This window comes from Pseudomonas sp. CK-NBRI-02, from assembly GCF_008124495.1.
Lineage (GTDB): Bacteria > Pseudomonadota > Gammaproteobacteria > Pseudomonadales > Pseudomonadaceae > Aquipseudomonas > Aquipseudomonas guariconensis.
The window spans coordinates 23801-35675 of sequence record NZ_VSJH01000001.1; the positions used below are offsets into that span (position 1 = coordinate 23801).

The 11875-nt window shown below is 62.8% G+C and carries 12 protein-coding genes; 6 read left to right on the top strand and 6 right to left on the bottom strand.

The window, feature by feature from the left end; all coding sequences use genetic code 11:
- Positions 1–56 precede the first annotated feature (56 nt).
- From rng to mreB, 5 genes are all read right to left on the bottom strand, one after another.
- Entirely contained in the window at positions 57–1514 is a 1458-nt protein-coding gene (gene rng, locus DQ397_RS00130; protein ID WP_043213244.1) for a ribonuclease G, read from the bottom strand.
- 54 nt (positions 1515–1568) lie between these two features.
- Complete coding sequence (locus tag DQ397_RS00135) at positions 1569–2168, bottom strand: nucleoside triphosphate pyrophosphatase (protein WP_043213242.1); 600 nt, start codon at positions 2166–2168, stop codon at positions 1569–1571.
- Between the two features lie 33 nt (positions 2169–2201).
- Positions 2202–2690 carry a rod shape-determining protein MreD gene (mreD, locus tag DQ397_RS00140; RefSeq protein WP_043213239.1) on the bottom strand — a complete coding sequence of 163 codons (489 nt, stop codon included), beginning with the start codon at positions 2688–2690 and terminating at the stop codon, positions 2202–2204.
- Positions 2690–3709, bottom strand: a complete 1020-nt coding sequence (gene mreC, locus DQ397_RS00145; RefSeq protein WP_232095248.1) for a rod shape-determining protein MreC — start codon at positions 3707–3709, stop codon at positions 2690–2692. The genes mreD and mreC overlap by 1 nt, the downstream gene beginning before the upstream one ends.
- A 211-nt stretch (positions 3710–3920) precedes the next feature.
- The gene (gene mreB, locus DQ397_RS00150; RefSeq protein ID WP_039575577.1) at positions 3921–4958 is read right to left on the bottom strand and encodes a rod shape-determining protein MreB; all 1038 of its coding nucleotides are present in this window, start codon (positions 4956–4958) and stop codon (positions 3921–3923) included.
- A 201-nt stretch (positions 4959–5159) separates the two neighbouring features.
- On the opposite strand from mreB, the gene gatC reads away from it, so the two are divergent.
- From gatC to DQ397_RS00180, 6 genes are all read left to right on the top strand, one after another.
- Positions 5160–5447, top strand: a complete 288-nt coding sequence (gene gatC / locus DQ397_RS00155; RefSeq protein ID WP_043213235.1) for an Asp-tRNA(Asn)/Glu-tRNA(Gln) amidotransferase subunit GatC — start codon at positions 5160–5162, stop codon at positions 5445–5447.
- Positions 5448–5462: 15 nt separating this feature from the next.
- Positions 5463–6914: an Asp-tRNA(Asn)/Glu-tRNA(Gln) amidotransferase subunit GatA gene (gene gatA, locus DQ397_RS00160; protein ID WP_043213233.1), complete on the top strand. Its 1452-nt coding sequence runs from the start codon at positions 5463–5465 to the stop codon at positions 6912–6914.
- An 11-nt stretch (positions 6915–6925) separates the two neighbouring features.
- Entirely contained in the window at positions 6926–8371 is a 1446-nt protein-coding gene (gene gatB, locus DQ397_RS00165) for an Asp-tRNA(Asn)/Glu-tRNA(Gln) amidotransferase subunit GatB (RefSeq protein ID WP_043213231.1), read from the top strand.
- A 139-nt stretch (positions 8372–8510) separates the two neighbouring features.
- Positions 8511–8885: a septal ring lytic transglycosylase RlpA family protein gene (locus tag DQ397_RS00170; RefSeq protein ID WP_090346600.1), complete on the top strand. Its 375-nt coding sequence runs from the start codon at positions 8511–8513 to the stop codon at positions 8883–8885.
- A gap of 61 nt (positions 8886–8946) precedes the next feature.
- On the top strand, positions 8947–9990 hold the full coding sequence (locus tag DQ397_RS00175) for a calcium/sodium antiporter (RefSeq protein WP_043213229.1): 1044 nt from the start codon (positions 8947–8949) through the stop codon (positions 9988–9990).
- Positions 9991–10000: 10 nt separating this feature from the next.
- Entirely contained in the window at positions 10001–10375 is a 375-nt protein-coding gene (locus DQ397_RS00180; RefSeq protein WP_043213226.1) for a carboxymuconolactone decarboxylase family protein, read from the top strand.
- Positions 10376–10495: 120 nt separating this feature from the next.
- On the opposite strand, the gene DQ397_RS00185 is transcribed toward DQ397_RS00180, so the two are convergent.
- The gene (locus DQ397_RS00185; protein ID WP_043213224.1) at positions 10496–11854 is read right to left on the bottom strand and encodes an amino acid permease; all 1359 of its coding nucleotides are present in this window, start codon (positions 11852–11854) and stop codon (positions 10496–10498) included.
- Between the last annotated feature and the right edge of the window lie 21 nt (positions 11855–11875).

An 11875-nucleotide genomic window follows, 5' to 3' on the forward strand; every position in this document is an offset into this window, starting at 1 on the left:
GGCTCGGTACCGTGGCTTTGCCAGCACGCCCGACCGCATAAAGGTTTCAGAACGAGTCAGAGCAGCACCACATCGTATTGTTCCTGCGAGTACATGGATTCGACCTGGAAGCGAATGGTCCGACCGATGAAAGCCTCCAGTTCGGCAACGTTGCCGGACTCCTCGTCCAGCAGGCGATCGACGACTTTCTGATTGGCCAGAACCCGGTAACCCTCGGCCTGGTATGCCCGGGCCTCACGGAGGATCTCCCGGAAAATTTCGTAACACACGGTCTCGGGCGTCTTCAGCTTGCCGCGCCCCTGGCACGCGATGCAGGGCTCGCACAGCACCTGCTCGAGGCTTTCACGGGTGCGCTTGCGGGTCATCTGAACCAAGCCCAGTTCAGTGATGCCGATGATGTTGGTCTTGGCGTGATCCCGCTCGAGCTGCTTCTCCAGGGTGCGCAGCACCTGGCGCTGATGCTCCTCGTCCTCCATGTCGATGAAGTCGATGATGATGATCCCGCCGATGTTGCGCAGGCGCAGTTGTCTGGCAATGGCAGTAGCCGCTTCGAGATTGGTCTTGAAGATGGTCTCTTCGAGGTTGCGATGGCCGACGAAGGCACCGGTGTTGACATCGATCGTGGTCATCGCCTCGGCAGGATCGACCACCAGATAGCCACCGGACTTGAGCGGCACCTTGCGCTCCAGGGCGCGCTGGATCTCGTCCTCGACGCCATACAAGTCGAAGATCGGCCGCTCGCCCGGATAGTGTTCGAGGCGGTCGGCGATCTCAGGCATCAGTTCGGCGACGAACTGCGTGGTTTTCTGGAAGGTTTCTCGAGAATCGATGCGGATCTTCTCAATCTTCGGATTGACCAGGTCACGTAGGGTACGCAAGGCCAGCCCCAGATCCTCGTAGATGACCAACGGGGCGCCGCAGGTCTGGATCTGGCTGCCGATCTGCTCCCACAGGCGACGCAGGTAACGGATGTCCTGGAGGATTTCGTCGGTCCGGGCGCCCTCGGCGGCGGTGCGCAGGATGAAGCCACCAGCGTCCTTGATGTCTTCTTTTTCCACGCAATCGCTGACCACTTGCTTGAGGCGCTCGCGCTCGGCCTCATCCTCGATTTTCAGGGAAATACCCACGTGGCTGCTGCGTGGCATGTACACCAGGTAGCGCGACGGGATCGACAACTGAGTGGTCAGGCGGGCGCCCTTGGTGCCGATCGGATCCTTCGTCACCTGGACCACCAGCGCCTGGCCTTCATGGACCAAGGCGGTGATGTTCTCCACCGCCGAACCTTCACGTTGGGAGATTTCCGAGGCGTGGATGAAGGCAGCGCGTTCCAAGCCTATGTCGACGAAAGCCGCCTGCATGCCGGGCAGGACGCGTACCACTTTGCCTTTGTAGATGTTGCCGACAATGCCCCGACGCTGTGTGCGCTCGACGTGGACCTCTTGCAGGACACCGTTTTCCACCACTGCCACACGTGATTCCATCGGGGTGATGTTGATCAGGATCTCTTCACTCATGGCAGGCTCTCGTCAAAGGTGTTCGGTAATGATGGATCGCGGTCGAGTAGCTGGCTAGCGCGGCGCTGGAACCTCGTGCTGTTGCCAGCATGCAATCGCGAACTGCCCGAGCAGATCGGCGGTTTCGCTCAAAGGCAGGCCGACCACGGCCGAGTAGCTGCCGGTAAGACCGGTGACGAAGACCGCACCAAGGCCCTGGATGGCATAGCCACCGGCCTTGTCCTGCGGTTCGCCACTGGCCCAATAGCGCTCGGCCTCGCTTGCGCCGATCGCACGGAAACGCACGGTGCTCGCCACGCAGGCGCTCAGGCACCGCTGGCCATCGGTCAAGGCGACGGCGGTGAGCACCTGGTGCTCGCGATCGGAAAGTTCGGCCAGCATGGCCAGGGAATGTTCACGGTTTTCGGGCTTGCCGAGGATGCGGCCATCGAGCACCACGGCGGTGTCGGCCCCCAACACCACCCCAGCGCCTTGAACCTGGGCGAGGCCAGCAGCCGCCTTGGCCCGGGCCAGACGCTCGACATAATCGGCAGCGCCTTCGCCTGGTAGCGGAGTTTCATCGATGGGGGCAGCGACCAGGGTGAACGGGACGCCTATCTGCGCCAGCAGTTCACGACGGCGTGGCGAGCCTGAGGCCAGGTACAGCGGGGTCATGTCGACATCTCCCTGTCAGATTCGGCGTTGCCGTCAGTTGATGTGCAAGCGTCGGCGCAAATCGCGCAGGGCAAAGCTGATCCATGGCCAGAGCAAGGCACTGATGACCGCCGACCAGACCAATGCAAGCGTGGGCAGGCGGTTACCGGTCAGGGCGCTGAGCCACAGCTGGATCAGCTGGGCGATGCCGAAGATCACCAGGATCACCAGGCTCTGCTGCCACATGGGATACATACGCAGGCGCTGTTGCAAGGACAGCACCAGGAACGTGATCAGCGTCAGGATCAGGGCGTTCTGCCCTAACAGGGTGCCGTACAGCACATCCTCTGCCAGACCGAGAATGAATGCAGTGGTCATGCCGACCTTGTTGGGCACCGCCAAGGTCCAGAAGGACACCAGCATGGCCAGCCACATGGGCCGGAACACTTCCATGAACTGGGGCATTGGCGAAACGCTGAGCAACAGGCCGATGATGAATGTCAGCCAGATCACCCAGCCGTTCTTGCTGCGGGAGCGAGCCATCATTGTCTCCGGGAGGGGGGCGGTGCTGCGGGAGCCGATGCCGGCGCGGCAGGGGCAGCAGCAGGTGCAGGGACCACAGGCGCGGCGGGGGCGGCCGCTGGGGCAGGTGTCGTGGCAGGCGTACCCTGCCCGCCTTCGCCGGTACCCTGGCCGTTGGTGCCCGTCGCGCCTTTGCGATCGGCCTCTTCCTGGGCGATCCCGGCATCGGTAGCACGCTGCTCGGCCGTGCGCCGGTCGCTGAACACCAGCAACATGTAGCGGCTGCGGTTGAGCGCGGCGGTGGGAATCGCGCGCACGATCGCAAATGGCTGACCGGAATCGTGGATCACTTCGTTGACGGTGGCCACCGGGTAACCTGCAGGGAAGCGCTGGCCCATCCCGGAGCTGACCAGCAGGTCGCCCTCTTTGATGTCAGCCGTGTCAGCCACATGACGCAGCTCCAGACGCTCCGGATTGCCGGTGCCGCTGGCGATGGCCCGTAGGCCGTTGCGGTTGACCTGGACCGGAATGCTGTGAGTGGTGTCGGTCAGCAACAGAACGCGCGAGGTGTAAGGCATCAACTCGACCACCTGCCCCATCAGGCCACGGGCATCGAGCACCGGCTGACCGAGGAACACGCCGTCACGCTCGCCCTTGTTGATGAGGATGCGGTGAGTGAAGGGGTTGGGGTCCACGCCGATGAGTTCGGCCACTTCGACCTTCTCATTGACCAGCGCCGAGGAGTTCAGCAATTCGCGCAACCGTACGTTCTGCTCGGTCAGGGCCGCCAGCTTCTGCAGCCGCCCTTGCAGCAACAGGGCTTCGGTCTTGAGTTTTTCGTTTTCCGCGATCAATTCGGTACGGCTGCCGAACTGGCTGGCCACACCCTGCCACAGGCGTTGCGGCAAGTCGGTGACCCAATAGGACTCCATCAGTACCAGCCCCATCTGGCTGCGCACTGGCTTGAGCACCGCGAAGCGCGAATCGACCACCATCAGCGCGACCGACAGCACCACCAGTACCAGGAGACGAACGCCCAGCGAGGGGCCCTTGGAGAAAAGCGGTTTAATGGGCCGTTCCTCGTGGACGACGATTCAGGAGGTCATTGGACATGAAGCAATGCACCGGCCTGCTTGCGGGTTAACGGAAACGACGCCCGGACGGACGCCAGCCCAGCGCATACAGGTAGCACTGTGCGTGCTACCTGTAAACCGGGCGAACACAATCCATGCATGCATGGACCGTATGGGATCACTCGCTGGAGAGCAGATCCATGGCGTGCTTGTCCATCATCTCCAGTGCACGACCACCACCGCGGGCAACGCAGGTCAGAGGATCTTCGGCGACGATCACCGGCAGGCCGGTTTCCTGGGCCAGCAGCTTGTCGAGGTCGCGCAGCAGCGCACCGCCACCGGTCAACACCAGGCCACGTTCGGCGATGTCCGAAGCCAGCTCTGGCGGCGACTGCTCCAGGGCGCTCTTGACCGCCTGGACGATGGTTGCCAGGGATTCCTGCAGGGCTTCGAGCACCTCATTGGAGTTGAGGGTGAAGGCCCGCGGCACGCCTTCAGCCAGGTTACGGCCACGAACGTCGACTTCGCGAATTTCGCCGCCCGGGTAGGCGGTGCCGATTTCCTGTTTGATGCGCTCGGCGGTGGATTCGCCGATCAGGCTGCCATAGTTGCGGCGTACGTAAGTCACGATGGCTTCGTCGAAGCGATCACCACCTACCCGCACGGATTCGGCGTAGACCACGCCGTTCAGGGAAATCAGCGCGATCTCCGTGGTGCCACCGCCGATGTCCACGACCATCGAGCCGCGGGCTTCCTCTACCGGCAGGCCGGCACCAATGGCTGCGGCCATCGGTTCTTCGATCAGGAACACCTCACGGGCACCGGCTCCCAGGGCGGACTCGCGAATGGCGCGGCGCTCTACTTGGGTCGATTTGCACGGCACGCAGATCAGCACACGCGGGCTGGGCTGCAGGAAGCTGTTCTCGTGAACCTTGTTGATGAAGTACTGCAGCATTTTTTCACAAACGCTGAAATCGGCGATCACGCCGTCCTTCATCGGACGAATGGCAGCGATGTTGCCAGGCGTACGGCCCAGCATGCGCTTGGCCTCGGTACCGACCGCGACGACGCTTTTCTGGTTGCCGTGGGTACGAATGGCAACGACCGAGGGTTCATTCAGGACGATACCGCGCTCACGCACGTAGATAAGGGTGTTGGCAGTACCCAGGTCGATGGACAGATCGCTGGAAAACATGCCACGCAGTTTCTTGAACATGGGAAAGTGACCCTAGGCAAAGCGTGGGTAAAAAAGTGCGGCAAACTCTAACAATGGCGGGGATTTTGGGCAAGGAGCCAATATGTTAAATTGGCAGTTTTTCCGAGCACGCCAGCAGATGATCGCGGCCGTATGACCATCGATCGGCTGGCATGTTCCTCACCACGGACCCTATCCGTTCCGTTTTTCCTGGAGATCCCCATGGCGCTTCAACGCTGCGACGTGGAAAAGATCGCCCATCTGGCCCGCCTGGGCCTGAATGAAGGCGAACTGCCACGCATTACCGATGCCTTGAACAGTATTCTCGGGCTGGTCGACCAGATGCAAGCCGTCGACACCAACGGCATCGAACCCCTGGCCCACCCTCTGGAGGCCAGCCAGCGTCTGCGCCCCGACCAGGTTACCGAAAGCAATCAGCGTGACCGCTACCAGGCCATCGCCCCGGCGACCGAAAACGGCCTGTACCTGGTTCCGAAAGTCATCGAGTAAGGGAAACAGCCTGCCATGCATCAATTGACCCTGGCCGAGATCACCCGTGGACTCGCCGACAAGTCGTTTTCCTCCGAAGAGCTGACCGGCGCCCTGCTGGCGCGCATCAAGCAGCTCGACCCTCAGATCAACAGTTTCATCAGCATTACCGAAGAGCAGGCCCTGCAACAGGCCCGCGCCGCCGACGCCCGTCGCGCTGCCGGCGAGAACAGCCCCCTGCTCGGCGCACCGATCGCCCACAAGGACCTGTTCTGCACCAACGGCATCCGCACCAGCTGCGGCTCGAAGATGCTCGACAACTTCAAGGCGCCCTATGATGCCACCGTGGTCGCCAAGCTGGCCGAAGCCGGCATGGTCACCCTGGGCAAGACCAACATGGACGAGTTCGCCATGGGCTCGGCCAACGAATCCAGCCACTATGGCCCGGTGAAGAACCCCTGGAACCTCGAGCACGTCCCTGGCGGTTCTTCGGGTGGTTCCGCCGCTGCAGTGGCCGCGCGCCTGCTGCCGGCCGCCACCGGCACCGACACCGGCGGTTCGATCCGCCAGCCGGCTGCACTGACCAACCTCACCGGTCTGAAGCCGACCTACGGTCGCGTCTCGCGCTGGGGCATGATCGCCTACGCCTCGAGCCTCGACCAAGGCGGCCCGATGGCTCGCACCGCCGAGGACTGCGCCTTGCTGCTGCAGGGCATGGCCGGCTTCGACGCCAAGGACTCCACCAGCATCGACGAGCCGGTGCCGGACTACAGCGCCAGCCTGAATGCACCGCTCGAAGGCCTGCGCATCGGCTTGCCGAAGGAATACTTCGGTGCCGGCCTCGACCCACGCATCGCCGACCTGATCCAGGCCAGCGTCAAGGAGCTCGAAAAGCTCGGCGCGGTGATCAAGGAAATCAGCCTGCCGAACATGCAGCACGCGATCCCGGCGTACTACGTGATCGCGCCCGCCGAGGCCTCCTCCAACCTGTCGCGTTTCGACGGCGTGCGCTTCGGCTACCGCTGCGAGGAGCCCAAGGACCTCACCGACCTGTACAAGCGCTCCCGCGGCGAAGGCTTCGGCATCGAAGTGCAACGGCGCATCATGGTCGGCACCTACGCCCTGTCGGCTGGCTATTACGACGCCTACTACGTCAAGGCGCAGCAGATCCGCCGACTGATCAAGAACGACTTCATGGCCGCCTTCGAGCAGGTCGACGTAATCCTCGGCCCAACCACGCCGAACCCGGCCTGGAAGCTCGGCGCCAAGAGCAGCGACCCGGTCGCCGCCTACCTGGAAGACGTCTACACCATTACCGCCAACCTGGCCGGCCTGCCGGGCCTGTCGATGCCAGCCGGCTTCGTCGAAGGCCTGCCGGTCGGCGTGCAGCTGCTGGCGCCGTACTTCCAGGAAGGCCGCCTGCTCAACGTCGCGCACCGTTACCAGCAAGTCACCGACTGGCACACCCGCGCCCCTAACGGCTTCTGAGGAATTCACACATGCAATGGGAAGTTGTGATCGGGCTGGAGATTCATACCCAGCTCGCCACCCAGTCGAAGATCTTCTCCGGCAGCGCCACCACCTTCGGCTCCGAGCCGAACACCCAGGCCAGCCTGGTCGACCTCGGCATGCCCGGCGTTCTGCCGGTGCTGAACCAGGAAGCCGTTCGCATGGCCTGCATGTTCGGCCTGGCGATCGACGCCGAAATCGGCAAGCGCAACGTGTTCGCGCGCAAGAACTACTTCTACCCGGACCTGCCCAAGGGCTACCAGATCAGCCAGATGGACCTACCGATCGTCGGCAAGGGCCACCTGGACATCGCCCTGGAAGACGGCACCATCAAGCGCATCGGCATCACCCGCGCGCACTTGGAGGAAGACGCCGGCAAGAGCCTGCACGAAGACTTCAGCGGCTCCACCGGCATCGACCTGAACCGCGCCGGTACGCCACTGCTGGAAATCGTCTCCGAACCGGACATGCGCAGCGCCAAGGAAGCCGTGGCCTACGTCAAGGCAATCCACGCCCTGGTCCGCTACCTGGGTATCTGCGACGGCAACATGGCCGAAGGCTCGCTGCGCTGCGACTGCAACGTTTCGGTCCGCCCGAAAGGCCAGACCGAGTTCGGCACCCGCTGCGAGATCAAGAACGTCAACTCGTTCCGCTTCATCGAGCGTGCGATCAACAGCGAGATCCAACGCCAGATCGACCTCATCGAGGACGGCGGCAAGGTTGTCCAGGAAACCCGTCTGTACGACCCGAACAAAGACGAAACGCGCTCGATGCGCAGCAAGGAGGAGGCCAACGACTACCGTTACTTCCCCGACCCGGACCTGCTGCCAGTGGTGATCGAGGACGCCTTCCTCGAAGCTACCCGCGCCAGCCTGCCGGAACTGCCGCAGCAGAAAGTCGAGCGTTTCCAGAGCCAGTACGGCCTGTCGGCCTATGACGCCAACGTATTGGCAGCTAGCCGCGAACAGGCCGACTACTTCGAGGAAGTCGCCCGCATCGGTGGCGACGCCAAGCTCGCCGCCAACTGGGTGATGGTCGAGCTGGGCAGCCTGCTCAACAAGCTGGGGGTGGAGATCGACCAAGCCCCCGTCACTGCCGAGCAGCTCGGCGGCATGCTGCTGCGCATCCGTGACAACACCATCAGCGGCAAGATCGCCAAGACGGTGTTCGAGGCCATGGCCGCCGGTGAAGGCGACGCTGACAGCATCATCGAAAGCAAAGGCCTCAAGCAGGTGACCGACACCGGTGCGATCGACAAGATGCTCGACGAGATGCTCGCTGCCAACGCCGAACAGGTCGAACAGTACCGCGCCGCCGACGAGGCCAAGCGTGGCAAGATGTTCGGCTTCTTCGTCGGCCAGGCAATGAAGGCATCCAAGGGCAAAGCCAACCCGGGGCAAGTGAACCAATTGCTCAAAGCCAAGCTCGAAGGGTGATTCTGTTCTGGGGCTGCTAGGCAGTCCAACGCAGGCATCGCCAGCTTCCGCAGGAGGTATAGCCGCCATCCTGTGGACGCTGGCGAAGCAGGCGATGGGGTGCGTAGCGCCCTGAAACCGCAGTCCTGGAGCTTTCGACTTGATCAAGCGTTCCCTCGGCACCCTCGCCCTCTTTTCCCTGCTGGCCGGCTGCGCCAGTCACGATATCGATTCCCGCGGTTACGACCAGACCGGCACTGCCTCTTATTACGGCTCCCGTCACCACGGCAAACGCACCGCCAGCGGCGAACCCTTCAACCAGCATGGCCTGACCGCCGCCCACCGCAGCCTGCCTTTTGGCAGCCGCGTACTGGTGACCAACCTGAGCAACAAGCGCAGCGTCGTCGTGCGTATCAACGACCGCGGCCCGCACACGCGAGGCCGACTGATCGACCTGTCACGGGCTGCCGCAGAAAAAATCGGGATGATCCGTAGCGGAACGGCGCGCGTCCGGGTACAAGGGCTGAGCGACTGATCTGACAGGAGTCCCAACCATTTTCGACCTGGCCACCCTTCCCACCTTCAGCCTTCTGCAACTGGGCGTGGGCCTCGTGCTGCTCGTCATCGGCGCGGAGCTTTTGGTACGCGCCGCCTTGCGCCTAGCCACGCGCCTGCACGTACGCCCGCTGATCATCGGTCTGAGTCTGGTGGCTTTCGGCAGTACCGCGCCGCAACTGACCGTGAGCCTGCAAGCGGCCTACCAGGGGGCACCGGACGTCGCAGTGGGCAGCGTGGTCGGCAGCAATATCTTCAATGTGCTGGTGATTCTCGGCCTGGCTGCGTTGATCATTCCCTTGCGGGTTTCCCGGCAACTGGTGCGTCTGGACATCCCGCTGATGATCGCCGCCAGCGCGCTGGTCTATCTGCTGGCAATCAACGGACAGCTGGGGCGACTCGAAGGCCTGCTGCTCTTGCTTGGTCTGCTGGGTTATCTGGCCATGCTCTGGCACCAGTCACGCCACTACGCCCGGACCTACCCGGCCCCCGAGGCCATTCATAGCAGCGCTCCACGCTTCTGGACCGGCGCCGCGCTGCAAGTACTGTTCGGCCTGGGCTTGCTGAGCCTGGGAGGCCACCTGCTGCTGGAGGCGGCGGTCGAGGTCGCCACCGACCTGGGTCTTTCCGAGCGAATCATCGGCCTTACGGTCGTCGCGGTCTGCACATCGCTGCCCGAGCTCGCAGCAGCATTGATCGCCGCCTTGCGAGGTGAACGGGAGATCGCAGTAGGCACGGTGATCGGCAGCAACCTGTTCAACCTGCTGGCCGTGCTGGGTCTGACCGCCCTGGTCACCCCAACACCCTTGTCGATCTCACCCAATGCCTTGGACTTCGACTTACCGGTGATGTTGGGCGTCGCGGCACTGAGCCTGCCGGTGTTCTATTCCGGCTACCGGGTCACCCGCGCTGAAGGCCTGGTGTTCCTTTGCCTGTATCTGGCCTATGGCCTGCATGTGGTGGCGTTCACCACCGGCATGCCGCTGGCTGGCCGCCTGGAGCGGCTCATGCTGTTCTACGTAATGCCCGTGCTCGGCCTGGTGCTGCTGTACACCACGGTACGCGCCTGGCGCCGTCAACACTAAGGAATTGGATATGACCGACTCGAGAAAATCCGGCGAGCAGATACGCCGCCAGGTCATGGGCGATGCGTTCGTCGACCGGGCACTGAACAACGCCACCGACTTCACCCAGCCACTGCAGGACTTCGTCAACGAACACGCCTGGGGCAGCGTCTGGGCCCGTGAAGGGTTGCCACTCAAGACCCGCAGCCTGATCACCTTGGCCGCCTTGACCGCCCTCAAATGCCCTCAGGAGCTCAAAGGCCATGTCCGCGGTGCATTGAACAACGGCTGCACCGTGGAAGAGATTCGCGAAGCGCTGCTGCACTGCGCTGTGTATGCGGGGGTGCCAGCGGCAATCGATGCGTTCCGCGCGGCACAGGAAGTGATCGACAGCTACGAAGGCTGAAGCCGTCTTCAATGCCCCGCCGCTTCGCGGCCTTACCACACCCACAGGTATTGCGCTGCCTTCATTCAATGCGCAACACCTGTGGAAGTGGATTCATCCGCGACGAAGCCGCCGCCGTTCTTATCTGGCTTGGCGAGCCTTCTTCAACTTGAACGCCACCCACAAGACCGCGATCCACAGCGGGATCAGCATCACGGAAATGCGGATCGGTGGCGTCAGGTACATCACCACCAAGATCAACACGATGAATGCCAGGCACAGGTAGTTGGTCAGCGGATGTCCCAAACTGCGGTAGAACGGCATGATGCCCGCCGCCAGCTTGGCCTTGCGGAACTTCAGGTGGGTGATGCTGATGCTCGCCCAGTTGATAACCAGTGCCGATACTGCCAGCGCCATCAGCAAGCCGAAGGCCTCCCCCGGCATCAGATAGTTGATCAGCACGCAAAGCCCTGTCGCCAGCGCAGAGACACCCAACGCGGTCAACGGCACACCCCGGCGGCTGACTTTCAGCAATTGACGCGGGGCATCGCCCTGGCTGGCCAGGCCGAACAGCATGCGGCTGTTGGCGTATACGCAGCTGTTGTACACCGACAGCGCAGCGGTCAGCACCACGATGTTGAGGATGGTCGCCACCAGGTCGCTGTCCAGTTCGTGGAAGATCATCACGAACGGGCTGCCGCCTTGCACGACTTTCTGCCAAGGGTAGAGCGACAACAGCACCGCCAGGGCGCCGATGTAGAAAATCAGGATGCGATAGACCACCTGGTTGGTGGCCTTCGGAATGCTTTCACGGGGGTTGTCCGCTTCAGCAGCGGTGATTCCCACCAGCTCCAACCCGCCGAAGGAGAACATGATCACCGCCAGGGCCATGATCAGCCCGGTGATGCCGTTGGGGAAGAACCCACCGTACTGCCACAGGTTGGCAACACTGGCGTCCGGCCCGCCATGGCCACTGCCCAGCAGCCAGGCACCAAAGCCGATCATGCTGACGATGGCCACCACCTTGACCAGGGCGAACCAGAACTCCAGTTCACCGTAGACCTTCACCTGGGTCAGGTTGATGGCGTTGATCACCACGAAGAAGATCGCTGCGGTGGCCCAGGTGGGGAAATCCGGCCACCAGTACTGCACGTAGATACCGACGGCCGTGAGTTCGGCCATGCCGACCAGCACATACACCACCCAGTAGTTCCAGCCTGAGACAAAGCCTGCGAACTCGCTCCAGTACTGATGGGCGAAGTGGCTGAAGCTGCCAGCGACCGGCTCTTCGACCACCATCTCGCCGAGTTGGCGCATGATCAGAAAAGCCATCAAGCCAGCGATGGCATAGCCCAGCAGCACGGACGGGCCGGCCAACTGGATGGTCTGGGCGATTCCCAGGAAAAGCCCGGTGCCGATGGCCCCGCCCAGCGCGATAAGCTGGATGTGGCGATTCTTCAGCCCGCGCTGCAACCGCTCGGGCGTGCTCTGGTCTTGCATGAAGTGTCCTCAATTCGGGAG